The 25926-nt window shown below is 59.0% G+C and carries 20 protein-coding genes, 1 rRNA gene and 1 riboswitch; of the genes, 10 read left to right on the top strand and 11 right to left on the bottom strand.

The window, feature by feature from the left end; translation table 11 throughout:
• Positions 1-144 precede the first annotated feature (144 nt).
• Positions 145-338, top strand: a riboswitch (Lysine riboswitch).
• 109 nt (positions 339-447) lie between these two features.
• On the top strand, positions 448-1800 hold the full coding sequence (gene lysC, locus KFZ77_RS17820) for a lysine-sensitive aspartokinase 3 (protein ID WP_264384953.1): 1353 nt from the start codon (positions 448-450) through the stop codon (positions 1798-1800).
• A gap of 21 nt (positions 1801-1821) precedes the next feature.
• Here lysC and KFZ77_RS17825 read toward each other — a convergent pair whose 3' ends face one another.
• Genes KFZ77_RS17825 through KFZ77_RS17835 form a run of 3 tightly spaced genes read right to left on the bottom strand, consistent with a single transcriptional unit; the run spans position 1822 to position 4973 of the window.
• Positions 1822-2607, bottom strand: coding sequence for a nucleotidyltransferase domain-containing protein (locus tag KFZ77_RS17825; RefSeq protein WP_264384954.1), 786 nt, complete (start codon positions 2605-2607; stop codon positions 1822-1824).
• A 4-nt stretch (positions 2608-2611) separates the two neighbouring features.
• The gene (locus tag KFZ77_RS17830) at positions 2612-3838 is read right to left on the bottom strand and encodes an RtcB family protein (protein WP_264384955.1); all 1227 of its coding nucleotides are present in this window, start codon (positions 3836-3838) and stop codon (positions 2612-2614) included.
• Positions 3828-4973 (bottom strand): slipin family protein, encoded by a 1146-nt coding sequence (locus KFZ77_RS17835; protein ID WP_264384956.1) that lies wholly within the window; start codon positions 4971-4973, stop codon positions 3828-3830. The genes KFZ77_RS17830 and KFZ77_RS17835 overlap by 11 nt, the downstream gene beginning before the upstream one ends.
• A 474-nt stretch (positions 4974-5447) precedes the next feature.
• On the opposite strand from KFZ77_RS17835, the gene rtcR reads away from it, so the two are divergent.
• The 3 genes from rtcR to KFZ77_RS17850 all read left to right on the top strand — a co-directional run bounded on the left by rtcR (position 5448) and on the right by KFZ77_RS17850 (position 8534).
• Entirely contained in the window at positions 5448-7055 is a 1608-nt protein-coding gene (rtcR, locus tag KFZ77_RS17840) for an RNA repair transcriptional activator RtcR (protein WP_264384957.1), read from the top strand.
• A 150-nt stretch (positions 7056-7205) separates the two neighbouring features.
• Positions 7206-8147, top strand: coding sequence for a ketopantoate/pantoate/pantothenate transporter PanS (gene panS / locus KFZ77_RS17845; RefSeq protein ID WP_264384958.1), 942 nt, complete (start codon positions 7206-7208; stop codon positions 8145-8147).
• Between the two features lie 114 nt (positions 8148-8261).
• Positions 8262-8534 (top strand): DUF3811 domain-containing protein, encoded by a 273-nt coding sequence (locus KFZ77_RS17850; protein ID WP_031521350.1) that lies wholly within the window; start codon positions 8262-8264, stop codon positions 8532-8534.
• Position 8535: 1 nt separating this feature from the next.
• Here KFZ77_RS17850 and rluF read toward each other — a convergent pair whose 3' ends face one another.
• Positions 8536-9417, bottom strand: a complete 882-nt coding sequence (gene rluF / locus KFZ77_RS17855) for a 23S rRNA pseudouridine(2604) synthase RluF (RefSeq protein ID WP_031521348.1) — start codon at positions 9415-9417, stop codon at positions 8536-8538.
• Between the two features lie 145 nt (positions 9418-9562).
• Here rluF and KFZ77_RS17860 point away from each other — a divergent pair, with 145 nt between their 5' ends.
• Positions 9563-9841 (top strand): type II toxin-antitoxin system RelB/DinJ family antitoxin, encoded by a 279-nt coding sequence (locus KFZ77_RS17860; protein WP_031521346.1) that lies wholly within the window; start codon positions 9563-9565, stop codon positions 9839-9841.
• On the top strand, positions 9819-10127 hold the full coding sequence (locus tag KFZ77_RS17865; protein WP_264384959.1) for a type II toxin-antitoxin system YafQ family toxin: 309 nt from the start codon (positions 9819-9821) through the stop codon (positions 10125-10127). Before KFZ77_RS17860 ends, KFZ77_RS17865 begins: the two co-directional genes overlap by 23 nt.
• A gap of 29 nt (positions 10128-10156) precedes the next feature.
• Here the strand turns inward: KFZ77_RS17865 and KFZ77_RS17870 are convergent, their stop codons facing one another.
• Both KFZ77_RS17870 and metH read right to left on the bottom strand, forming a co-directional pair.
• Positions 10157-11788 (bottom strand): Na/Pi cotransporter family protein, encoded by a 1632-nt coding sequence (locus KFZ77_RS17870; RefSeq protein WP_264384960.1) that lies wholly within the window; start codon positions 11786-11788, stop codon positions 10157-10159.
• Between the two features lie 292 nt (positions 11789-12080).
• Entirely contained in the window at positions 12081-15764 is a 3684-nt protein-coding gene (metH, locus tag KFZ77_RS17875) for a methionine synthase (protein WP_264384961.1), read from the bottom strand.
• A gap of 191 nt (positions 15765-15955) precedes the next feature.
• Between metH and iclR the strand changes: the two genes are divergently transcribed.
• From iclR to KFZ77_RS17895, 4 genes are read left to right on the top strand one after another with little or no spacing between them, the layout of a single operon-like run.
• Positions 15956-16792 (top strand): glyoxylate bypass operon transcriptional repressor IclR, encoded by an 837-nt coding sequence (gene iclR, locus KFZ77_RS17880; RefSeq protein WP_264384962.1) that lies wholly within the window; start codon positions 15956-15958, stop codon positions 16790-16792.
• Positions 16793-16849: 57 nt separating this feature from the next.
• Positions 16850-17512, top strand: coding sequence for a CDP-alcohol phosphatidyltransferase family protein (locus KFZ77_RS17885; RefSeq protein ID WP_264384963.1), 663 nt, complete (start codon positions 16850-16852; stop codon positions 17510-17512).
• Positions 17509-18171, top strand: coding sequence for a lysophospholipid acyltransferase family protein (locus KFZ77_RS17890; RefSeq protein ID WP_264384964.1), 663 nt, complete (start codon positions 17509-17511; stop codon positions 18169-18171). The genes KFZ77_RS17885 and KFZ77_RS17890 overlap by 4 nt, the downstream gene beginning before the upstream one ends.
• On the top strand, positions 18164-19096 hold the full coding sequence (locus tag KFZ77_RS17895) for a phosphatidate cytidylyltransferase (protein ID WP_031521334.1): 933 nt from the start codon (positions 18164-18166) through the stop codon (positions 19094-19096). The genes KFZ77_RS17890 and KFZ77_RS17895 overlap by 8 nt, the downstream gene beginning before the upstream one ends.
• A 2-nt stretch (positions 19097-19098) precedes the next feature.
• On the opposite strand, the gene aceK is transcribed toward KFZ77_RS17895, so the two are convergent.
• The 5 genes from aceK to rrf form a co-directional block, all read right to left on the bottom strand.
• Entirely contained in the window at positions 19099-20841 is a 1743-nt protein-coding gene (gene aceK / locus KFZ77_RS17900) for a bifunctional isocitrate dehydrogenase kinase/phosphatase (protein ID WP_264384965.1), read from the bottom strand.
• A gap of 88 nt (positions 20842-20929) precedes the next feature.
• Positions 20930-22237 (bottom strand): isocitrate lyase, encoded by a 1308-nt coding sequence (gene aceA / locus KFZ77_RS17905; protein WP_264384966.1) that lies wholly within the window; start codon positions 22235-22237, stop codon positions 20930-20932.
• A 110-nt stretch (positions 22238-22347) separates the two neighbouring features.
• A complete protein-coding gene (gene aceB, locus KFZ77_RS17910; RefSeq protein WP_264384967.1) occupies positions 22348-23946 on the bottom strand; it encodes a malate synthase A in 1599 nt (532 codons plus the stop codon).
• Between the two features lie 243 nt (positions 23947-24189).
• The gene (gene metA / locus KFZ77_RS17915) at positions 24190-25119 is read right to left on the bottom strand and encodes a homoserine O-acetyltransferase MetA (protein ID WP_264384968.1); all 930 of its coding nucleotides are present in this window, start codon (positions 25117-25119) and stop codon (positions 24190-24192) included.
• Between the two features lie 606 nt (positions 25120-25725).
• Positions 25726-25841 (bottom strand): 5S ribosomal RNA (gene rrf / locus KFZ77_RS17920).
• Positions 25842-25926: the final 85 nt, after the last annotated feature.

Genomic DNA, 25926 nt, shown 5'->3' on the forward strand with positions numbered 1-25926 from the left:
GCCGTTATAAGATATTTTCCTGGCACCCGGCATAACATGAAAAATCCACATAACCCCGGCGTTGACAATAACCCCGCCAACCCTTTATTTATGAATAAGAACTCGTTATGCGAGTCGACATACCCGGCCTTTCAGGCAAGGGGTATGGCCAGAAGAGGCGCGTTGCCCAGGTATCGTGTGTGAGGAGCCAGTCCGCAGACCGCACGAGAGGGGGAGCAACGCCGAGGTAGCGCAGCGTCTGGCAACGCGTGCTATCGACCGCAGGGGCTGAATCCCCTGGGTTGTCACCCGAAGAGCCCGCAGTCGGACGCTTCGCAAGGTGGAGCGCTTCTGGGTGAATGTGGTTGTGGTTTTTCCCGTCTGCGTCCGCCCCCTTACCGCTCTCTCCTTGTGCCATGGCTGAATAACGTTGTGCCATCCCGGATGGCTCCCTGACACGAGGTTGTTATGACAAATGCTTTCGTTGTCGCCAAATTTGGCGGCACCAGTGTGGCCGATTTCGACGCGATGAACCGCAGCGCCGACGTGGTCCTTTCCGATGATGCCGTGCGGCTGGTGGTGCTTTCCGCCTCGGCGGGCATCACTAATTTGCTGGTGGCGCTGGCAGAAGGCCCGGAAGCGACCGAGCGTTTCGTCAAGCTCGATGCGATCCGCAAAATCCAGTATGACATCCTCGAACGCCTGCAAAACCCGACCGTTATCCGCGACGAAATCGATCGTCTGCTGGAGAACATCGCCACCCTGTCCGAAGCGGCGTCGCTCGCGACCTCCACTGCCCTCACTGACGAGCTGGTAAGCCACGGCGAACTGATGTCCACCCTGCTGTTTGTCGAAGTGCTGCGCGAACGCGCGGTGGAGGCGCAGTGGTTTGACGTACGCAAGGTGATGCGCACCAGCGACCGCTTTGGCCGCGCCGAGCCGGACGTCACCGCCCTGGCCGAGCTCTGCGTTCAGCAGCTGCAGCCGCGCATTCGCGAAGGCCTGGTGATCACCCAGGGTTTTATCGGCAGTGAAGGTAAAGGCCGCACCACCACGCTGGGCCGTGGCGGCAGCGATTACACCGCAGCGCTGCTCGGTGAAGCGTTGAAGGCCGCGCGCGTGGATATCTGGACCGACGTACCAGGCATCTACACCACCGACCCGCGCGTAGTGCCGGCAGCGAAGCGCATCGATGAGATCGCCTTTGAAGAAGCGGCCGAAATGGCGACCTTTGGCGCGAAAGTCCTGCATCCGGCGACGCTGTTGCCTGCGGTGCGCAGTGATATTCCGGTCTTCGTCGGTTCCAGCAAAGATCCGGCGGCGGGCGGCACGCTGGTGTGTAACAAAACCACCAATCCGCCGCTGTTCCGCGCGCTGGCGATGCGCCGCAAGCAGACGCTGCTGACCCTGCACAGTCTCAACATGCTGCACTCGCGCGGTTTCCTCGCTGAAGTGTTCAGCATCCTGGCGCGCCACAATATCTCGGTGGATCTGATTACCACGTCGGAAGTGAGCGTGGCCCTGACCCTCGACACCACCGGCTCTACCTCCACCGGCGATACGTTGCTGACCCAGGGCTTACTGACTGAGCTTTCTTCCCTGTGCCGCGTTGAGGTGGAAGAGAATCTGGCGCTGGTGGCGCTGATCGGTAACAACCTTTCCAAAGCCTGCGGCGTCGGCAAAGAGGTGTTTGGCGTGCTGGAGCCGTTCAACATTCGCATGATTTGCTACGGCGCTTCCAGCTACAACCTCTGCTTCCTGGTGCCGGGCAATGACGCCGAGCAGGTGGTGCAGAAGCTGCATCACAACCTGTTCGAGTGATAAAAAAATGGCCTGACAACGTCAGGCCATTACCGTGCGGAACAGTAAGTCGTCGAGCAGCGCCGGGTCGGCGTTATCGCTGCCGGGCAGCTCGGGCGGCGTTTCCCCTCGCGCCAGCTCCTGCAGGATAAACGCGTGGATGTGCGGGCGCATTGCCCCATATTCCGCTTCACCGGCCCGCTGTTTGATGGCGAGCAGGTCGTCGATTTCCCGGCGCAGCAGCGCATCCTCCACCGTCCCCTCCAGCAGCTGCGCAAAGCGCATCGGCGGCATTCCCTTCCCGGCTTCGATCCAGCGCACCGCCAGCAACGGACGCAGCACGTAGAAATACTTTTTTAGCCGCACCGTGTCGCCCTGCAAATAGCCGTGAAAGTTTTTGCGCGCCATTGAATAGTAGTGCCAGCGCGCCCGCTCGGCGGAGAACCACGCCGGCACCTGCGCCCGTAGTGCAGCCAGCGCGTGGTCATCCTGCTGATAGACCACCGGCGAATCCAGCCACTCGATGAGCGTCGGGTTAGCGCGCTTGAGCAGGCCCAGCGCTTTGCGCCACTCCCAGCCCGACACGTCCAGCACCTCATCAATGGGAAGCTCGATCACATCCCGCGGCGGATCGACGCGCAGATACCATTCCGGGGGATGGACGTAGAGGAAACGCACATCATAATCGCTGTCCGGGGAAGCAAACCCCCAGCCCCGACTGCCCGACTCGCAGGCATACAGCACGCGCACGTTATAGCGTTGCTCCACTTCTTTCAGCTCCTGCCGCACGCGCTCGCGCATGGCAGTACTCACTCCGTTGTTGTTCATTGTCTTATCCTTTTACGCAGACTACCTGGCGCAGCGTATGCACCACTTCCACCAGCGAAGCCTGAGCGGTCATCACCGCATCGATATCTTTATACGCCATCGGGATCTCGTCGATCACTTCGCTGTCCTTACGGCACTCGACGTGCGCGGTGGCGCGGATCTGATCCTCAACGGTATAGCGTTTTTTCGCAGCGGTTCGGCTCATGGCGCGCCCGGCACCGTGGCTACAGGAGCAGAAGCTCTCTTCATTGCCCAGCCCGCGCACGATGAAACTTTTCGCCCCCATCGAACCGGGGATGATGCCCATCTGCCCTTTCTGCGCCGACACCGCGCCTTTACGCGTCACCAGCACCTCTTCACCAAAGTGCTGCTCTTTCTGCACATAGTTGTGATGGCAGTTAACCGCTTCCTGCTGAGTCATAAACGGCTTCGCGATGGCCGAGGAGAGCGCCGACAGCACGCGCGACATCATCACTTCCCGGTTATGGCGGGCAAAATCCTGCGCCCACTCCACCGCCTCGATGTAATCCGCATAGTGTTTGCTGCCCTCTGCAAAATAAGCGAGGTCGCGGTCGGGCAGCGTTGCGATATGGCGTTGCATGTCCTTCTGCGCGAGGCTGATGAACAGCGTGCCGATGGCATTGCCCACGCCGCGCGAGCCGCTGTGCAGCATCACCCATACCCGCTGCTGTTCGTCGAGACAGATCTCGATGAAGTGATTCCCGGTCCCCAGCGTACCCAGATGCTGATAGTTGTTGGTTTTCAGCAGCTGCGGGTATTTATCCGTCAGGCGCTTAAAGCGCGGAGCCAGCTGCGCCCAGTGGCTATCCACCTCCTGCGGCGGACGCGCCCATGCGCCTTTATCGCGTTGGGTGCGGGAGCCGGTGCGCCCGTGCGGCACGGCCTGCTCAATGGCGCTGCGCAGCCCGCTCAGGTTATCCGGCAGATCCCCTGCCGTCAGCGAGGTGCGCACCGCGATCATCCCGCAGCCGATATCCACGCCCACTGCCGCCGGGATAATCGCCCCTTTGGTCGGGATCACGCTGCCAATGGTGGAGCCTTTGCCCAGATGCACATCCGGCATCACGGCCAGGTGTCTGAAAATAAACGGCATCTGTGCGGTTTTCAGCAGCTGCTCGCGCGCTTCAGGCTCCACCGGCACGCCGTGCGTCCACATTTTTACCGGCGCGGTGTTCTCCCGCGCCATCAACTGATAGTCGTTATGCTGCATGAGTGTTTCCTTTAATGTTCACGAGGCCGTGCAGAACCTGGTCCAGGCCGCCGTAGACCGAAATTTTATCGATGCGCTCCGCAACGCGCTCCAGGGTTTCCATCTCCTTAAGACGCAACGCTACCGGGTTGTTCTCCATCACTTTTGCCGTGTTCAACAGCGAGCGGGTCGCAGCGGTTTCTTCACGTCGGCGAATAACGTTAGCCTGGGCCAGTTTTTCCGCCTCAACCAGCCGCGAGAGAATAGTTTTCATATCGCCCGGCAGCATAATGTCCTTCACCCCGGTGGAGGCAATCTCAATGCCAAACGGTGCCATGCGTGTTACCACCTGGGCGCTCACCACCTCGTCGATAACCTGCTTATTTTCCAGCAGCTCATCCAGCGTGCGGGTACCCACCGCTTCACGCAGGGCAAACTGCAGCTCGCGATAGAGGTGCTCAAGCGGCTTAGCCAGCTGGCCGTATGCCTGCAACACGTCGCCGTAGCGCCAGTTGGCACCGAGGTTAATGCGCAGATTCACTTTATCTTTTGTCAGGATCTCCTGACCGGAAACCTCCAGCGCCTGCAGGCGGGTATCCACCGCTTCCGCCTCCACCAGATGGTTGATTTTCCAGTACGCGCTCAACCCCGGCGACAATAGCGGCTGCGTGACGCCATCAATTTTCAGCACCCCAACATGCCAGGCCGGTACGTTAACAATGAGGATCGCCTCGCGTCCCTTCACCGCCGCATCGCGGCCACGCGGTTGCAGAACGGCAGTCACGATCTCTGCCGGCACCTGCACCTCACGGGTATCCAGATGCACGGCCCGCAGGCTGTCGCCGTCGCGCCAGAACAGACGCCGTGCGCCAGGCGGGACGATCTCCACCAGCACGTTGTCGCGCCAGATCGCCGCCGTTTCGTTATCGGTGGTATCGACCACCAGGCAGTATTTCTCTACCCATGCAGGCTGAAACCGGCGCAGGTAGTCAGCCAGTTCGGGGGCTACGTCGCCGCTGTTCACGTCGATCACCACCACGTCCGGTTTGTTAAACCACGGCAGGCGATGTTCGCCCGCTTCCAGAATCTGATAAAAGTCGCCCTGTTTCGCCAGTAAACCCAGCTGGCCTTTACGAATCGTCAATGTGTTATTCATTTTGCTTTCCTTAATGTTGTGGCTGACGCGAATGCAGGCGCGAAGCGGGAGGGGGAAGCGACCGCTGCTCTGGTCTTTTCTGCCTGCCGCCCGGCGCCGTTACCGGCGTCAGCTCTGGGCGGTCGTTACCAACCCAACCGCCGGGTACTGCTGTTTAAGTTCTCTGGAGGAGAACGCAAATTCAGGATTCGAACCTGATAAACCGATGTTTTGCCGGTGTCTCGCTGCTGGCGGAACGCCCCGTGGATAACGTGTTACCGTTCCCGGTGCGCCGGCGGGATGATGATTCCCTGCGATTCCAGCGTGCTGATGAGGTTATCTTTGCCAGAAGCATGCCAGTTTCATTTAAGGGAAAAATAAATTTATAACCATATGAAATTTATAAATTTTATTTTCCTGTCTTTTCAGGACGCCCGGGCAGGAAAGCGCTACTATTTATCTTTTGGTATCGGTTTTTATCTTTAAGGATAATCAATGAAAAAGCGTCGGGTGGTGATTGGCATGCTGGGTACCGTGCTGGACAAGCGCGGAAAACGCGCCAACCGCTGGAACAAGTGGCGACCGACGGTCGGGCTGTGCCTGCATCCCGATCTGCCTGTGGATCGGTTTGAGCTGCTGTGCCAGCCGCGTGACGCCGTGCTGGCGCAGCGGGTGGTGGAAGATATCGCCCTCGCCTCGCCGCATACCGAGGTTCGCCCGCATACCGTGACGCTCAACGATCCCTGGGATTTCGAAGAGGTGTACGCCGCGCTGCTCGACTTTGCCACCCGCTACCCGTTCGATACCGAACGCGAGGAGTATCTGGTCCACATCACTACCGGTACTCACGTCGTGCAGATCTGCTGGTTCCTGCTGACCGAAGCCCGCTACCTGCCCGCGGGCCTGGTGCAGACCAGCCCGGCGCATCGTGATGTCACCGATGCCGCCTTGACCGCTGCCGGAACCTACTCGGTTATCGATCTCGATCTGAGCCGCTACACCACGCTCACCAGCCGCTTCCAGCGCGAACAGCAGCAGTCGGTCTCTTTCCTCAAGGCCGGCATCGACACCCGCAATGCCACCTTTAACCGTCTGATTGACCAGATCGAACGCGTGGCCCTGCGTTCAACCGCCCCGATCCTGCTCACCGGGCCGACCGGGGCCGGGAAATCGTTCCTGGCGCAGCGCATCTTCCAGCTGCGACAGTCGCGCCATCAGGTACAGGGCCGGCTGGTGGCAGTGAACTGTGCGACGCTGCGTGGAGATAACGCCATGTCGACCCTGTTCGGCCATGTCAAAGGTGCGTTTACCGGCGCGTTGCAGGCGCGGGCGGGTCTGCTGCGGGAAGCGGACGGCGGCGTGTTATTTCTTGATGAGATTGCAGAGCTGGGCCTCGACGAACAGGCGATGCTGCTCAAGGCTATTGAGGAGAAAACCTTCCTGCCGTTCGGCGCGGATAACGAGGTGTGCAGCGACTTCCAGCTGATCGCCGGCACCCACCGGGATATGCCGCAGTGGGTAGCGGAAGGGCGTTTTCGTGAAGATCTCTATGCCCGCATCAACATGTGGACCTTTGCCCTGCCAGGCCTCGCGCAGCGCCGGGAGGACATTGCGCCCAACGTGGAATATGAGCTGCAGCGCTTTGCCGGGCAGCAGCAGACGCAGGTACGCTTCGATAAAGAGGCGAAGGCAGCGTATCTGACCTTCGCCTGCTCGCCTCAGGCAGCCTGGCGCGGCAACTTTCGCGAGCTGAGCGCCTCGGTCGCGCGTATGGCAACGCTTGCCGAGCAGGGGCGCATTACGCTGGGTCTGGTGGAGGAGGAGACGGCACGCCTGCGGCAGAACTGGCGCAGCAGCAATCCCGTTCCGGCGTCGCTGCCGGTGAAGGAAGAGATCGATCTTTTTGACCAGCGCCAGCTGGAAACGGTGATTGAGGTGTGTCGCCGCAGCGCCTCGCTGTCGGAAGCGGGTCGCTCCCTGTTTGCGGTATCGCGTCAGAAGAAGCAGAACCCTAACGATGCCGATCGGCTGCGGAAATACCTTGCCCGCTTCGATCTCAGCTGGGAGCAGATCCACGCCGACGATGAAGGCATTTCATCATAATTTATTTGAATAAAAATCCTTAGCACGATAAACAATACCTCTGGCCGGGCGTTCACCCGGCCTTTTTCATTCCCGGAGCGTAAACGCACGCCGCGGCAACAGCGGCACGGGAAAACACAACGACACCCTTCCGACCGCAAGGAAAACATCATGCTTGCCACTCTCACGCGGCTGTTCCCGCTCTGGGCGCTGCTGCTCTCGGTAATTGCGTATTACACGCCCGCTACCTTTACGCCCGTTGGCCCCTGGGTCACTACGCTGCTGATGCTGATTATGTTCGGCATGGGCGTGCATCTGAAGCTCGACGACTTTAAGCGCGTGCTCTCGCGTCCGGCCCCGGTAGCGGCCGGCACGTTTTTACACTATCTGGTGATGCCGCTCGCCGCATGGCTGCTGGCGATGCTGTTTGACATGCCGCCGGACCTCTCCGCTGGCATGGTGCTGGTGGGGAGCGTCGCCAGCGGCACCGCGTCAAACGTTATGATTTACCTGGCGAAAGGCGACGTTGCGCTCTCGGTCACCATCTCGTCGGTCTCCACCCTGGTGGGCGTCATCGCCACGCCGCTGCTGACCCGTCTGTATGTGGATGCGCATATCCAGGTGGACGTGATGGGGATGCTGCTCAGCATTTTGCAGATTGTGGTGATCCCGATTGCACTGGGGCTGGTGATCCATCACCTGTTCCCGCGCGTGGTGAGAGCCGTGGAGCCGTACCTACCCGCGTTTTCGATGGTCTGTATCCTCGCCATCATCAGTGCGGTCGTGGCCGGCTCGGCAGCGCATATCGCCTCTGTAGGCCTGGTGGTGATTGTGGCGGTGATCCTGCACAACACCATCGGCCTGCTGGCCGGATACTGGGGCGGACGCCTGTTTGGTTTCGACGAATCCACCTGCCGCACGCTGGCTATCGAAGTGGGAATGCAGAACTCCGGCCTCGCAGCGGCGCTCGGGAAAATCTACTTCTCCCCGCTCGCCGCCCTGCCCGGCGCGCTGTTCTCGGTCTGGCATAACCTCTCAGGTTCGCTGCTGGCGGGCTACTGGTCCGGAAAACCGATTAACGATAACCGCGCGCTTAAAAAGCGCCGCGCCTGAAAACAATAAAGCCCGCAGACGCGGGCTTTTTTTCGCAGGTTATGGTGCAGATTTTACTGAGGCGCGCACCGCTTTGCTTTACACTGCAGACTCTTTCCTTCCGAGGTCGCAACAATGTCCACATCCCGACTGACGCAAAAGGAGATGACGGAGAGCGAACAGCGCGAACTGAAAACGCTGCTCGATAAAGCCCGTATCTCGCATGGCCGCCCTCTTACCAATTCCGAAACCAATCACGTCAAGAAAGAGTACATCGATAAGCTGATGGCCGAGCGCGCTACTGCTGCAAAGCAGGCCCGTGCGCAGAAAAAAAAGCAGGCGTTCAAACCTGACACGGAAGCGACGTTCTCGTGGTCAGCCAGCAACCATACCCGCGGTAAGCGTTAGCTTAACGCCCTTTCTTCTTCCGTCCTGGCTGGTTGAAACGCTTGCGTGATGCCAGCTCGGCCGGGGTTTTCGCCATGCTTTTCGACCCGCTGGCAGCCGGGGTTTTCGCCACGGCGGCTTTGGGTTTCGCTTTTTTCACCGCTTTTGCCGGTTTGGCTTCCGAGGACGAGTTTTCAATCAGCTTAAACAGGTCGATCAGCTCATCGTCGGTTAAATCGCGCCACTCGCCCGGCGGCAGCCCGGTCAGGCTGACGTTCATGATGCGGGTGCGTTCAAGCTTCGTCACTTCAAACCCGAAGTGCTCGCACATGCGGCGAATCTGACGGTTCAGCCCCTGCACCAGCACGATACGGAATGAGAACGGCCCTTCTTTTTTGACCTTACACTTTTTGGTCACGGTGCCGAGGATCGGTACGCCCGCGCCCATGCCGCGAATAAAGTCGTCGGTGACGGGCTTGTTCACCGTTACCACATACTCTTTTTCGTGGTCGTTGCCGGCGCGCAGGATCTTATTCACCAGATCGCCGTGATTGGTCAGGAAAATCAGCCCCTGAGAATCTTTATCCAGGCGACCAATCGGGAAGATGCGCTTGCTGTGATTCACGTAATCAACGATGTTATCCCGCTCGCCCTCTTCGGTAGTGCTCACGATGCCGACCGGCTTGTTGAGCGCAATCAGCACCAGATCTTCTTCATCGCGCGGCTCAATCAGCTGGCCATTGACCTTCACCACATCGCCAGCAACCACCTGATCGCCAATGCCGGCACGCTTGCCGTTGATGAACACATTCCCTTGCTCGATATAACGATCGGCATCGCGGCGTGAGCAAATCCCGCTCTCGCTAATGTATTTATTTAATCGGGTAGAGTGAGTTGGCAGCATAGTTTCTCCTGTAAAGGCGAAATATAACCTGCCTGCGGGACGATAAAAACCGTGCACGCGTAAGTTTATCGACCCGAGAAATCACCGCTTGAAAAATAACCACATCGTGAGCACAATGTACCCACAAAAAAAGCGAGGTGATGTTATGCAATCCAGCATCAAAATGCGTATTTCCGAAGAGCTGAAAAACGAAGCTACGCATATCCTGCGCGACTGTGGCCTCACCGTCAGTAGCGCAATACGCCTGTTTCTGGAACAGGTCGTGAGCCATCAGGGCATACCGTTCGAAGTCAAACGCCCCTCGATCAAAATGCAAGCCGCTCTGCAGGAAGCACGCGACATTGAAGCACATGCCAGCCACCGCTTCACGTCGTCAGACGACATGCTCAAGGAACTGAGCCATGATGAGAAACAAGAAAAGTAGCTTGCCTCGACGCGTGGACTACACGCGTATCTTTGCAAAATCCTGGGAGCGTTATAACAAAGCGGGGCGTCATGACATGCCTGCACTGGTCGATGTAATGACGCGCCTTTTCCACGGCAGTGTTTTGCCAGCCAGCTACTGCGATCATCAACTGAAGGGCGAACAGTGGGAAGGCGCAAGAGAGCTGCATATCGGCGGGGATTTCCTGCTGGTTTACCGCTTCAGTCCGGCGCAAAACCTGCTGACCTTTATCGATATTGGTACTCACAGCGAGCTTTTTGGATAAAAAACGCCTCCGCAGAGGCGCTTGCCGCTTTACTTCTCTTCCCGCGCATCATCCTCATCCGGCTGCTCCAGCACGCTGTACGCCACGGCACAGAACAACGAGTTCAGGCGCTTCATATCGCTCAGTAATCCCAGATGCAGCGAGCTGGTTTCGATGCTCTGCACGTTTTGCTGGTGCAGACGGTTAACGTGAGCGTGGGAGTAACGGCGGCTGAGAATGCGCAGGCGATGCTTGTTGCGGCGCAGACGCCGTGCACCCGCAACGTCGCCGGAGAAAAAGACCGTCAGCGCCAGCTTGAGGTTGTCGGAGAGCTGTTCCAGCAATGCGTCCAGCTCCTGAAGCCCTTCGGCGGAAAAAGCGCGCCGCGCGGCGAAGGATTTACGCGCCACGTCGCTGGCCATGCGTTCGATGATGTCCGCGGCCTGCTCGAGGTTGAGCGACATCTCAATAATCTCCGCCCAGCGGCGCGATTCGTCTCCGGTTAAATCCTCTTTTGGCATCTGCGCCAGATAGAGCTTGATGGCGGTGTAGAGCACGTCCACATCGTCGGCCAGCTTGCGTAGCTCGCGCTCCTGACGCGGTTCGCCGCGGATCACATTACCCCATAGCGTCAGCATCTGCTCCAGCGCCTCACCCATGCGCAGGGTTTCCCGCGCCGCGTTTGCCAGCCCCAGCGCCGGTGTGTCGAGCGCGGTGTTATCAAGATGCTTTGGCTTCAGGCGCGTATCGGCTTCCGGCGCATCGGCAATGACCCGCTGGCAGAAACGCGCCATCGGTTCGACAAAAGGCACCATCACCAGGCAGCGAATGAGGTTATAGAAGACGTGGAAATAGATCACCAGTTCGGACTCGGGCAGGGAAATCTGACGCATCGCGTCGGCCAGCAGGTGCACGAACGGCAGTACCAGCAGGCTTCCCACCAGCTTAAACAGCAGGCTGCCGAGCGCCACGCGGCGTGCGGCGGGGGTCGCGGCGCTGTTGTTCAGCATCGCCAGCAGGCCTGAGCCGAGGTTGGCACCAATGACCAGGCAGAGCGCCACATCAAAGGAGATGACCCCGGTGGCGTTGAGCGTCGCGGTGAGCAGCACCGCAGCGAGGCTGGAATAAGTGATTACGGCAAACACGGCGCCAATCAGCGCATCCAGCAGCATATCCCCGGTGAGGGAAGCAAAGATCACCTGTACGCCGGAGGCCTGGGTGATAGGCGTTACCGCCTGCACAATCAGCTCCAGCGCCAGCAGAATGAGGCCCAGCCCGATGCTGACGCGCCCGAGCTGTCCGGCACGGCTCTGTTTTTTGCTGAGGAAGAAAATGACGCCGATAAAAATCAGCAGCGGCGAAAGCCAGGAGAGATCGAAGGTCAGCACCCGGGCCATCAGCGCCGTGCCGACGTCGGCCCCGAGCACAATCACCAACGCCGGTGCGAGCGCCACCAGGTCCTGGGCGACAAATGAGGTGACCAGCATAGTCGTGGCGTTACTGCTCTGCACCAGCGCCGTGACGCCAATCCCGGAACAAAACGCGAAGGGTTTCTTCTCTACGCTGCGGCTCAGCACCGTGCGCAGCCGCGCACCGTACACGCGCATCACGCCGGTGCGTACAATGTGGGTGCCCCAGACCAGGAGCGCTACCGCAGAAAGCAGGTGCAGCAGAGTTAACACGGTTTCTCCTCTGTAATGATGGTTAAAGTTAGTATGTCCTTACTTCGCTCAAAAGCGTTGAGCCAGTAAGGCGCGATAAGATGAGTATAAAGGGTTAATGCCAGACGGGGGCGGTTATGCGTTGTGTGGACGAAGGCTGTTACTGACGGGTGAGTAGATCCGCACCGTACCGCTTGTTATGGCGGGTGCGCAGGCTTACCCGCCCTACACGGCAATGAGTCGATAATCATGGCGGGGAGACGTAATTATCCACCGCCATGACGTTAAGGCCTTTTATGCGCGTAGGATCAGATCAGTCCGCGTCGTACCCCAGATTCGGGGCCAGCCACCGCTCCACCTCGCTGACGCTCATGCCTTTACGCTGGGCGTAATCCTCCACCTGATCGCGCTGGATTTGCGCCACGGCGAAGTACTTGCTGTCGGGATGGCTGAAATACCAGCCGGACACCGACGCGCCCGGCCACATGGCGTAAGACTCGGTGAGCTTCATCCCGATGCGGGTTTCTACATCCAGCAATTGCCAGATGGTGGCCTTCTCGGTGTGCTCCGGGCAGGCGGGGTAGCCTGGTGCCGGGCGGATGCCCTGATAGTTTTCGCGGATCAGCTCCTCATTACTGAGGTTCTCGTTCGGGGCGTAGCCCCAGATCACTTTGCGCACCCGTTCGTGCAGATACTCGGCAAAGGCTTCCGCCAGGCGGTCGGCCACCGCTTTAATCATGATCTTGTTGTAGTCGTCGTGCTGCGCGTCGAAGGCGTCGGCCAGCGCGTCCTCCTCCAGTCCGCCGGTGACGGCAAACGCGCCAAGATAATCCGCTTTACCGCTCAGTTTCGGTGCCACGAAGTCTGCCAGGCAGTAGTTGGCGAAGCCGACCTTCTCGGTTTGCTGGCGCAGATGGCGGCTGACCGCCAGCACGTGGGTGCGCGTCTCGTCGCGGTAGACTTCCACGTCGTCGCCCACCCGGTTCGCCGGGAAGATCCCCACTACGCCGCGCGGCGTGAGTGATTTTTCCGCCGCGAGCTGGTCAAGCATCTCGTTGGCATCCTTAAACAGGCGCTGCGCCTCCTCGCCCACGACGTCATCTTCAAGAATGCGCGGGTATTTCCCGGCCAGCGACCAGGTCATAAAGAACGGCGTCCAGTCGATGTAGTTGCGCAGCGTGTCGATGCTGGCAGTCACTTCTTCAACACCGAGGCGGTGCGCAGCGGGCGGAGTGTAACTCTCCCAGTCGAAGGCCAGATCGTTTTCCCGCGCCGCGTGCAGCGTGACCGGCGGGGTACGGGGTTTCTTACGCGCGTGCTGAATACGCACAGTCTCGTACTCTTTACGGGTACGCGCCACGAACTCATCGCGCAGGGTATCGGAGAGCAGCGACGACACCACGCCCACGGTGCGCGAGGCGTTTTGCACGTAGACCGTCGGGCCGCTGTAGTTTTGCTCAATCTTCACCGCGGTATGCGCTTTCGACGTGGTCGCCCCGCCAATCAGCAGCGGAATGGTAAAGCCCTGGCGCTCCATCTCTTTCGCCACGTTCACCATCTCATCCAGCGACGGGGTGATCAGCCCCGAGAGGCCAATCAGGTCCGCATTCACCTCGCGCGCGGTTTTGAGGATTTTCTCCGTCGGCACCATCACGCCAAGGTCGACAATTTCATAGTTATTGCACTGGAGCACCACGCCGACGATGTTTTTGCCGATGTCATGCACGTCACCCTTCACGGTGGCGATCACCATCTTGCCGTTCGTTTTGCCCTTCTCTTTGCTGGCTTCGATAAAGGGCTCCAGGTACGCCACCGCCTGTTTCATCACGCGGGCGGATTTCACTACCTGCGGCAGGAACATTTTGCCTTCGCCGAACAGGTCGCCGACCACGTTCATGCCGTCCATCAGCGGCCCTTCAATCACCTGAATCGGGCGCTCCGCCTGCTGGCGTGCCTCTTCGGTATCCTGCTCGATAAACTCGGTAATGCCCTTCACCAGCGAGTACTCAAGACGTTTTTTCACCTCCCAGCTGCGCCACTCCGCCTGCTGGGCATTGGCGGCCTCGTCGCTTTTGCTGCCGCGATACTTTTCAGCCAGATCGAGCATCCGCTCGGTGCTGTCGTCCCGGCGATTGAGGATCACATCCTCGACCGCATCACGCAGCTCTGCCGGCAGATCGTCGTAGATTGCCAGCTGACCGGCGTTCACGATCCCCATGTCCATGCCGTTGCGGATCGCGTAGTAGAGGAACACCGCGTGGATGGCTTCGCGCACCGGGTCATTACCGCGGAACGAGAAAGAGACGTTGGACACGCCACCGGAGATCAGCGCATGCGGCAACTCACGCTTGATGTCTTCGCAAGCGCCGATGAAGTCCTGGGCATAGTTGTTATGCTCTTCGATGCCGGTCGCCACGGCAAAGATGTTAGGGTCGAAGATGATATCTTCCGGCGGGAAGCCCACCTCTTCGGTGAGAATTTTATAGGCCCGGCGGCAGATCTCGATTTTGCGCGCGCGGGTATCGGCCTGGCCCACTTCATCGAAGGCCATCACCACCACTGCGGCACCGTAGCGGCGCACCAGCTTCGCGTGATGAATAAAGGTGTCGACGCCCTCTTTCATCGAGATGGAGTTAACGATGCCTTTGCCCTGAATGCACTTCAGTCCTTTTTCAATCACCTCCCACTTTGAGGAGTCGATCATGATCGGCACGCGGGCGATGTCAGGTTCGCCAGCAATCAGGTTGAGGAAACGCACCATCGCCGCTTCGGCGTCGAGCATTCCTTCGTCCATATTGATATCGATAATCTGCGCACCGCTCTCTACCTGCTGACGCGCCACGTCCAGCGCTTCGCTGTACTTCTCTTCTTTAATCAGGCGTTTGAATTTTGCCGAGCCGGTGACGTTGGTGCGCTCGCCGACGTTCACGAACAGCGAATCGTCGCCAATCGTGAGCGGCTCCAGCCCTGCCAGACGACAGGCGACCGGGATTTCCGGCAGCGGGCGCGGGGCAACGCCTTCTACCGCGCGGCTCATGGCCGCGATATGTTCCGGCGTTGTGCCGCAGCAGCCGCCGACGATGTTCAGGAAACCGGCCTGCGCCCATTCGCCGATTTGCGCCGCCATTGGTGCCGGGTCGAGGTCATATTCCCCGAAGGCGTTCGGCAGGCCTGCGTTCGGGTGGGCGGTGACGTAGCATTCGGCGATGCGCGACAGCTCCTGCACGTACTGGCGCAGTTCGTCCGGCCCCAGTGCGCAGTTCAGGCCGAAGGAGAGCGCATCGGCATGGCGCAGGGAGTTGTAAAACGCCTCGGTGGTCTGGCCGGAGAGCGTGCGTCCGGACGCATCGGTAATGGTGCCGGAAATCATGATCGGCAGGTCAACGCCCAGCGCCTCAAACTCCGCTTTCACCGCGTAGATCGCGGCTTTCGCATTCAGGGTGTCGAACACGGTCTCGATCAGGATCAGATCCGACCCGCCTTCCACCAGCGCGCGGGTTGATTCCCGGTAGGCCACCACCAGCTCATCAAAGGTGACGTTACGGTAGGCCGGGTCATTCACGTCGGGCGAAATGGAGGCCGTGCGGTTCGTCGGGCCAAGTACGCCCGCGACATAGCGCGGTTTATCCGGCGTGCGCGCCGTCCACTCGTCCGCACAGGCGCGGGCCAGCTTCGCGGCCTCAAAATTGATTTCCGCCGACAGCGCTTCCATCTGGTAGTCGGCCATGGCGATAGTGGTGGAGTTGAAGGTGTTGGTTTCCACAATGTCGGCGCCCGCTTCGAAGTAGGCGTAGTGGATTGCGGCAATAATCTCCGGTTTGCTGAGCACCAGCAGATCGTTATTGCCTTTCAGGTCGCAGGGCCAGTCGGCGAAACGTGCGCCGCGAAAATCCGCTTCCTCCAGGCGATAGCTCTGGATCATGGTCCCCATGCCGCCATCCAGCACCAGAATTCGTCTGGCTAGCTGCGCGTGCAGTTGTTCAACAGTGCTACTCACATTCACTCCCGGCGTTATAGTCAGGCCAACAGGCCAGCGAACCATACTGGCATAAAGCACCAGGGCGGAAAAGTCACACTGCGGTAACATGAGACATGTTCATAATTGACTCATCCGATCAGTCAGACGCCGGTTGCATTATCGCCAGATGAAACGAAAATGATTTCCACGATACAGAAAAGGAGTCCGTCATGGTTGCGCCCGTTCCCGCTAAGCGCGGTAAAAAGCCCCGCACTGCCGTCGCCGCCGCGCCAGCGCCCGCTACCGGGCAGGTGCAGTCCCTGACCCGTGGCCTGAAGCTGCTGGAGTGGATCGCGGAATCCCAGGGCAGCGTCGCCCTGACCGAGCTGGCGCAGCAGGCTGGCCTGCCGAACTCCACCACGCACCGCCTGCTCACCACCATGCAACAGCTCGGCTTTGTGCATCAGATCGGCGATCTGGGCCACTGGTCCATCGGCGCGCACGCGTTCATCATTGGCAGCAGCTTCCTGCAGAGCCGTAATCTGCTGGCGATTGTCCACCCGGTGCTGCGTAAGCTGATGGAAGAGTCAGGGGAGACGGTAAACCTGGCGGTGCTCGACCAGAGCGATCATCAGGCGATTATCATCGACCAGGTGCAGTGCACCCAGCTGATGCGCATGTCCGCGCCAATCGGCGGCAAGCTGCCCATGCATGCCTCCGGGGCGGGAAAAGCCTTTCTGTCGCAGCTCAGCGAGGAGCAGGTCACCGGGCTGCTGCACCGTAAAGGGCTGCACGCCTATACCCCGGCGACGCTGGTTTCCCCGCTGCACCTGAAAGACGATCTCGCCCAGACCCGCAAACGCGGCTATTCATTTGATGACGAGGAGCATGCTCTCGGCCTGCGCTGCGTGGCGGCCTGCATCTACGACGAACATCACGAGCCGTTTGCCGCCATCTCCATCTCCGGCCCGATTTCACGCATTACCGACGATCGCGTGACCGAGCTGGGGGCGCTGGTAATCAAAGCGGCAAAAGAGGTCACACTAAAATATGGTGGAGTGCGTTAATTCCTGATTGGTTTTATACTGGGTGCCCAAATTTTACCAACCTGGTTAATGACTTAAATGGAAAAGGATATTCACGATCGCCGTCCGGTAAAGACGCGCGATGCGCAGTGGGCGGTGTCTGCCGCTGCGTTTTTACGGCATAAGGGATGCACGCCGAACGGCATCTCTCTCTTCAGCATCGTCTGCGCTGCAATTTCTGCACTCTGTTTTCTCTGCGCCTGGCATCTCGACAACAGCCTGCTGCAACGCGGCGCGCTGCTGGTCGCGGCGGTGGGCATTCAGGGCCGCCTGATCTGCAATCTGCTCGACGGCATGGTCGCCGTGGAAGGCGGCATGCGCAGCCCGGCGGGTGCCGTATTTAACGAGCTGCCCGACCGCCTCTCCGATACGCTGCTGTTTCTCGGCGCGGGCTATGGCCTGACGCAGGTGGCGTATGGCGTGGAGCTGGCCTGGGCCGCCGCTTTCTTTGCCATCTTTACCGCCTATGTTCGCCTGCTGGGCGGCACCTGCGGACTGGCGCAGCGTTTCACCGGCCCGATGGCGAAGCAGCACCGTATGGCGCTGTTGACCGGGGCCGCGGTACTCGCTGCCGTTGTGCCGCAGTGGGGCGAGCCGATCCTGCTGGCAACGCTCGCCATTATTGCCGCAGGCTCTGCGCTGACCGCGCTGCTCCGCACCCGGGATGTGTTAGCCCGCTTGCGTCAGGGAGAAGCCGGATGAGCCGTTTCTCGCTGGATAAAACCCTTGTGCAATCCTTTCTGGTCACCCTGTGCCGCCTGTTGACTGGCGTAAAGTCGTTCTGGCATCAGGTGCCGCAAAAAGACCGCCCCACTATCTACTACGCCAATCACAGCAGCCATCTGGACGGGCTGGTGATCTGGGCCAGCCTGCCGCGCGCGCTGCGTAACCAGGTTCATCCGGTGGCGGCAGCGGACTACTGGCAAAAAACGCCGCTGCGCCGCTACCTTGCCTCGCGGGTGTTTAATGCCGTGCTGGTCGAACGCCGTCGCCAGGCCGCTGACGCGCCGGACGCGAGCGAGTCTGCCGCGCCGCGCGATCCGCTGGCCGCGCTGGCAGACGCGCTGGAGAAAGGCGAGTCGCTGATCATCTTCCCGGAAGGTACCCGGGGTGACGGGGATGGGGTAGCTACGTTCAAAAGCGGGCTGTACCACCTGGCACGCCGTATGCCGGAGGCGCAGCTGGTGCCGGTATGGCTGGAAAATATGAACCGGGTACTGCCGAAAGGCTCGCGTCTGGTGGTGCCGATTATCTGTACCGCCACCTTTGGCGCGCCGATAGACACCCCGGACGGGGATGAATCGAAACAGGACTTTTTAGCACGGGCAAAAACAGCGCTGGAGGCGCTTGCGAATGATTAATATGGATCCTGCTCTCAGTCTGCTGCTGATGGGCCTGTTTGGCGTGTTAGCCGTGGCGAGCATCATTGGTTTCGCCCTGTCGCGCCGCTACAAGAACGCCACTATCGCCAACCTCAACGCCCGCATCCGCGCCTGGTGGCTGATGTGTACCGTGTCGGTCATCGCCATGCTGATCGGCCCTATAGGTTCCGTGGTGCTGTTCGCCCTGATGTCGTTTTTCGCGCTGCGGGAGTGCATAACCCTGATGCCGACCCGGCGCGGGGACCACGAGGCGCTGTTCTGGTGCTTCTTCGCCATTCTGCCGGTGCAGTATTTCCTTGTTGGTTTCGACTGGTACGGGGTATTCGTGATCTTCATTCCGGTGTACGCGTTCCTGTTTATCCCGGTACGCGTCGCGCTGGCGGGCGATACACAGCATTTCCTGGAGCGCAGCGCCAAAATCCAGTGGAGCCTGATGATGGCGATCTACTGCGTCAGTCATGCGCCCGCCCTGTTGATGCTCGACATCCCCGGTTACGCAGGCCAGAACATCAAACTTATTCTGTTCATGATGATTGTGGTGCAGATCTCCGACGTGCTGCAGTATGTGTTCGGCAAGCTGTGGGGTAAGCGCGCCATCGTGCCAAAGCTCAGCCCGAACAAGACGGTAGAGGGGTTCATCGGCGGCATTTTCACTGCCAGCCTGGTAGGCGCCGGGCTGTGGTGGATCACGCCCTTTAACCCGCTCCAGGCGTTCTTTATCTCGCTGCTGATTACGCTGCTGGGCTTTGCCGGCGGGCTGTGCATGTCTGCCATCAAACGCGATCGCGGCGTAAAAGATTTTGGCGCGATGCTGGAAGGCCACGGCGGCATGATGGATCGTATTGATTCCCTGTGCTTTGCCGCGCCGGTCTTTTTCCACGTCGTTCGCTACTACTTTACCTGAGGCTACCCCGCCTGCCGGCGCTGACCGTAGCGCACGCTGAACCGCTGGCGTCTACGGTACGCATAGACGTCCTCCACGTGGCCGCTGCGAATGCGCGCCTGCAGCTCGCGCCACCAGGCGGCGCGGAACAGGTCGGCGTGCATCTCTTCAAACAGCGGCCCGATACGTGGATCGGCACACAGCCAGTGGCGGAACTCCTCAGGAAACACATCGCCGGGCGCCACGCTGTACCAGGGCTCGGCGCTCAGTTCGTCTTCCGGGTAGCGCGCGGGCGGAATATCGCGGAAGTTCACTTCCGTCATGTAGCAGATCTCATCGTAGTCGTAGAACACCACCCGGCCGTGGCGCGTGACGCCGAAGTTTTTAAACAGCATATCGCCGGGAAAGATATTGGCCGCCGCCAGCTGACGGATGGCATTTCCGTACTCCTCCACCGCGTTGCGTAGCTGAGCGCCGCTGACCTGTTCAAACCAGATATTCAACGGCACCATGCGGCGTTCAATATAGAGATGGCTGAGGCTGATGCGATCTCCCAGATCGGTGATCTTCTCCGCCACTTCAGCCTGCAACAACGCCATCAGCGACGGGCTGATGTGCCGCTTCTCCAGCACGAAATTTTCAAACTCCTGGGTGTCCGCCATACGGCCAACGCGGTCGTGCTCCTTTACCAGCTGATAGCAGGCCCGGACGTGGGCCGCGCTCATCTCTTTTTGCGGTGCGAAGCGGTCTTTGATCACCTTAAATACCCGGTCAAAGCCGGGCAGCGTGAACACCAGCATCACCATGCCGCGAATGCCGGGCGCTTCGACAAACTGCTCATCGGTGGCGGTGATGTAGTGCAGATATTCGCGATAGCTTTCGGTTTTGCCGTGTTTCTGGCAGCCAATTGCCATATAGAGTTCCGCCGTGGTTTTCCCCGGCAGGATCTCCCGCAGCCACTCCACCAGCGCGCCCGGCAGCGGGGCGTACACCATGAAATAGCTGCGCGCGAAGCCAAAAACGATGCTCGCTTCGGCATGGCGCGTGAGGCAGGTATCGATAAACAGCGTGCCGTCATCGCTTCGGTGGATCGGCAGCAGAAACGGTAGCGTTCCGCCCGGCAGGATCAGCTTCGCCACCAGCCAGGCGGCTTTGTTGCGCCAGAACAGCTCGTTTACCATCTCCAGCGAGGCCTTACTCATCATCTCCTGACCGAGGCTCTCCGCCAGGTGCGCGGTAATATAGCTCACGTCGCGCGCCAGATCCTGCCACGGCAGGCGCAGCGGCAGATCCCGCAGTAAGGTAGTAAGCACCTTCTCCCAACCCCGGTCCGGTTGAAAGGTTTTGCTCAACGGACGCGGCGGATTGCGAAAGCGCTGCGGGGACTGCGAGCTGAAAATAAACAGGCGCTCGGGGGAGAGCGCGCGGTGGTCGAACAGCCGACAGTAGACGGAGTTAAAAAAGCTTTCGGCAATTTCAAAACGCGGATAGCCCGGCAGCAGATCGGTGTACTGCGCTTTTACCCGCAGTAAAAAAGTGGCGTCGGTGCGTTTGCCTGCCATGATGCACCTGACCTGCTCCACCACCAGACCAACGTGGTGATCGTAGAGATGGATGCGGCTTTTCATCGCCTGCTGCACGGCGTGCCAGTCCGCCTGTTCGAAGCGCTGCTGCGCTCCGGCAGTCACTTCGAGAAAACGGCCATACTGGGCGTCGAAGCCCTGCAGTATGGTCTGCGCAATCAACAGTTCCAGTCCGCGTGTCACAGGCAGGCTCCTGAGGGAAAGGTGATGCAACCGAGAGATAACCGAAAACACGGCGGGTAACGCTGACGCTTGCCCGCCGTGCGCGCCGCTAGAACTGCTGCTCTTCGGTCGAACCGGTGAGCGCAGTCACCGACGACGCGCCGCCCTGGATAATGGTGGTGACATGGTCAAAGTAGCCCGTCCCCACCTCCTGCTGGTGCGACACGAAGGTGTAGCCATCCTTTCCGGCAGCAAATTCAGGCTGCTGCACTTTCTCCACATAGTGCTTCATGCCCTCGCCCTGCGCGTAAGCGTGCGCCAGGTCGAACATGTTGAACCACATGCTGTGAATACCGGCGAGGGTAATGAACTGGTACTTGTAACCCATCGCCGACAGCGCATCCTGGAAACGCGCGATGGTGTCGTCGTCGAGCTTTTTCTTCCAGTTGAACGACGGCGAGCAGTTGTAGGCCAGCAGTTTGCCGGGGAAGCGGGCATGAATAGCCTCGGCAAAACGGCGCGCCTGGTCGAGGTCCGGGGTGGAAGTTTCGCACCACACCAGGTCGGCATAGGGGGCGTAAGCCAGTCCGCGGCTGATGGCCTGCTCAATGCCAGCATGAGTACGATAGAAACCTTCAGAGGTGCGCTCGCCGACAATAAATTCGCGGTCGTAGTCGTCGCAATCGGAAGTAATGAGATCCGCAGCATCGGCGTCGGTGCGGGCAATCAGCAGCGTCGGTACGCCCATCACGTCGGCTGCCAGCCGGGCGGCGACCAGCTTCTGGATCGCTTCCTGGGTAGGCACCAGCACTTTGCCGCCCATATGGCCGCACTTTTTCACCGAGGCCAGTTGATCCTCAAAGTGGACCCCCGCCGCCCCGGCTTCGATCATCGATTTCATCAGCTCGAACGCGTTAAGCACACCGCCGAATCCGGCTTCGGCATCGGCGACGATCGGCAGAAAATAATCGGTATAGCCCCGATCGCCCGGCTCGATCCCGGACGCCCACTGGATCTGATCCGCCCGTCGGAAAGTGTTGTTGATCCGATCGACCACCGCAGGCACTGAGTTCGCCGGATAGAGCGACTGATCCGGATACATGCTGGCGGCGAGGTTAGCGTCTGCGGCCACCTGCCAGCCGGAGAGATAGATGGCTTCAATCCCCGCCTTCGCCTGCTGCAGCGCCTGCCCGCCGGTGAGCGCGCCCAGGCTATTGATATAGCCCTTCTTCGACTCGCCGTTCAGCAAGCGCCAGAGTTTCTCCGCGCCACGCTGGGCCAGAGTGCAGGCCGGATTGACCGAGCCGCGCAGCTTTATCACCTCTTCTGCGCTGTAGGGACGAACAATCCCCTGCCAGCGCGCCTGCTTCCATTCCTGTTCCAGCTGTTCGATTTGTTGGGTACGTGAAAGTGTCATGGCAGATGCTCCGTTCTTATCGTGCCTGTGTCAGGCGTTAAGGATGCAAACCGTCAGACCGCAGACGACATCAGTTTTCACTCTGACCGCGGGCGTCTTTACCGGGTAATTCAGGCCAGCCAGCGGTAGCCCGGCAGGGTGAGGAAGTCGATCAGCGTATCGGAGGTGGTGATCTGCTCCATCAGCCTGGCCGCTTCATTGAAGCGACCGTTGCTGAAACGGTGCTCGCCCAGCTCTTCGCGGATCACCATCATCTCTTCATCCAGCCACTGGCGGAACAGCGCGTTGGTGACCGGCGTGCCGTCGTTCAGGGTTTTGTGGTGATGGATCCACTGCCAGATCGAGGTGCGCGAAATTTCCGCCGTGGCGGCGTCCTCCATCAGGCCATAGATAGGTACGCAGCCGTTGCCCGAGATCCAGGCTTCGATGTACTGCACCGCGACGCGGATATTGGCGCGCATTCCCTCTTCGCTGCGCTCGCCGTCGCACGGTGCCAGCAATTCGGCTGCGGTAATCGGGGCATCTTCTTCACGGGTGACGTGCAGCTGATTTTTATGTTCGCCCAGCGCCTGGTCGAATATCGCCATCGCGGTGTCGGCGAGCCCCGGATGCGCAATCCAGGTACCGTCGTGGCCGTTCTGCGCTTCCAGCGATTTATCCGCTTTTACCTTGTTCAGCACCCAGCTGTTACGCTCCGCGTCTTTGCTGGGGATAAATGCCGCCATGCCGCCCATCGCAAACGCCCCACGGCGGTGACAGGTTTTGATGAGCAGCCGGGAATAGGCGCTCAGGAAAGGTTTATCCATGGTAACGACCTGACGGTCTGGTAAAACCCGATCGCCGTGATTTTTCAGCGTCTTGATATAGCTGAAGATGTAATCCCAGCGCCCGCAATTGAGGCCGACGATGTGGTCGCGCAGCGCATGCAGGATCTCGTCCATCTGGAACACCGCTGGCAGGGTTTCAATCAACAGCGTGGCTTTAATTGTGCCGCGCGCCAGGCCAAAGCGATCTTCGGTAAAGCTGAATACTTCGCTCCACCAGGCGGCCTCCTGCCAGGACTGGGTTTTCGGCAGATAAAAATAGGGGCCGCTGCCTTTGGCGAGTAGCTGCTGATGGTTGTGGAAAAAGTAGAGTGCAAAATCGAACAGGCTGCCCGGGATTGGTTCCTCACGCCAGGTGACGTGCTTTTCCGGCAGATGCAGACCGCGCACGCGGCATACCAGCACCGCAGGGTTGGGTTTGAGCTGATAGATTTTACCGGCTTCATTGGTCCAGGTGATGGTGCCATTCACGGCATCGCGCAGGTTGATCTGGCCCTCGATCAGTTTGCTCCACGCCGGCGACAGCGAGTCTTCGAAGTCGGCCATAAATACTTTCACGTTCGCGTTCAGCGCATTGATCACCATCTTGCGCTCCACCGGACCGGTGATCTCAACGCGGCGATCGAGCAGGTCGTCCGGTATGCCCCGAATTTTCCAGTCGCTTTCTCTTATGGAAGCGGTTTCCGAAATAAAATCAGGCAGCGTGCCGGCATCAATCTGTGCCTGCTGGTGTACGCGCGCAGCCAGAAGCATATTGCGCTGCGGCGTAAAGCGCGACACCAGTTCAGTGAGAAACGCGATGGCGTCTGGCGTCAGGATCTGCTGCTCCTGCGCGCCAAAGCGCTGGATAAAACTTAACTCAGTGGTTGTAGCCTGTTGCGACATAATGCTTCTCCTCCTGATTGATCCTGTTTTACGCGGCTAATCGTGGGCACGATCCTTTGCGCAATATTCGTTCAGCACCATTAAATCTACTTAATCCATTTGCAAAATCAAAAACAATTTCCATTTTATTGATTGAATCGCTTTAAGTCTTTATTTAATAAGCGATTAAAGTTGTGACAACATTGAGAGGAGATTTTGAAAACAAAAAAGGCACCCGAAGGTGCCTGATTCGTAAGGAGAGGATCAATCCAGCGTGGGATTCATGTGGCGCAGATCGAACGGCGTGATCTGGTAAACGTAGTAATTTAGCCAGTTAGTAAACAACAGGTTACCGTGGCTGCGCCACGTTGCGCGCGGCTTCTGCTGTGGATCGTCGCCCGGGAAGTAGTTGTACGGCACAGAGGGATTGATGCCGGCTTCTACGTCGCGGAAATACTCTCCAGCGAGGGTATTGGCATCATATTCCGGATGCCCGGTGACAAAGGCGATACGTTTATCTTTGCTGGCAAACAGGTAGGCGTCGCCATCCTGTGATTCAGCCAGAATCTCAAGATCGGTGTAATCGCGGATCAGCGCCGCCGGGAAATCAGCATAGCGCGAATGCGGAGCCAGGAAGGAATCATCAAAACCACGGGTCAGCAGCGCGTGTGGATGGGTGATGAAATGCTCATAGACACCGGAAAGCTTCTCGCTGCGGGTCTGCTTGGGGATACCGTAGAGGATATTTAACGCGGCCTGTACGGCCCAGCAGACGAATAGCGTGGAGGTAACGTGATCTTTTGCCCATTCCAGCACCTGTTTGATCTGCGGCCAGTAAGCAACGTCATTAAATTCAACCAGACCAAGCGGCGCACCGGTAACGATCAGCCCATCGAAATTGTCATTCTGAATATCTTCAAAATTACAGTAGAAGTTATTGAGATGTTCCGCCGGCGTATTACGTGATTCACGGCTATCGATACGCAGCAGCTGAATATCGAGCTGCAGAGCGGAGTTCGACAGCAGGCGCAGGAACTGATTTTCCGTCTCGATTTTCTTTGGCATCAGATTGAGGATGAGCACCTTAAGCGGTCGGATCTCCTGATTACTGGCGCGGGAATGCGTCATAACAAAGACATTTTCCTCACGCAGGAAATTTACGGCAGGTAACTCATCAGGCACCCTTATTGGCATAACCTTTTTCCTCAAATCATACGTTTAAACGTTTAGACATCCAGATGCCCAACATTAACCAGAAACGGCCTGAATGTCGAGTCTGCAAGCGGAAGGTGAGAAAGTTTCAAGGTACAGGGTGCTGAAGGCGGCAGGCTTCAGGGAGGTGTAAAGCCTTTTAACCGTTTAACGTGTGCTGGAGGATTTTCAGTCTGCCACCGGGTCGTTTACGGGTAGTGCACCCGCTTCCCTGCGGAGTGGTGCAACGCTCACATCCGCGCCCGGCGGCGCGGCCCTGCGCAGGGATGTGGTGGCAGCCGGTGTTGTGATGGTATGGACTGATATGCAACAGGGTTGATCCTGCAGCTGCCGGCGGTGGCAGAAGCCTGGATGACAATCAGGGATGGTACGGGCAGACGACCTGCCGGGACGTTCTCAGGAATACAAAAGCAAAAAACCCTCAGCTTTCGCTGAGGGTGCTTTAATTTGATACCTGGCAGTTTATGAATCGCTGTGCGATTCACCCTTCGGGCCGTTGCTGCGCAACGTTCAAAAGCTTCGCTTTTGTCCTACTCTCTGTCGAGTAGTGAACTGCCCTGAAGTTCTGGTCAGGTATGTTAATTTGATGCCTGGCAGTTCCCTACTCTCGCATGGGGAGACCCCACACTACCATCGGCGCTACGGCGTTTCACTTCTGAGTTCGGCATGGGGTCAGGTGGGACCACCGCGCTACAGCCGCCAGGCAAATTCTGTTCGCTTACCGCCTCGCGGCCATAAGCGTAATCCGTCTCAAGCTGAAAATCTCTCAAACACAACACCAAAACAGCT

This window comes from Siccibacter colletis, from assembly GCF_025914095.1.
GTDB lineage: Bacteria > Pseudomonadota > Gammaproteobacteria > Enterobacterales > Enterobacteriaceae > Siccibacter > Siccibacter colletis.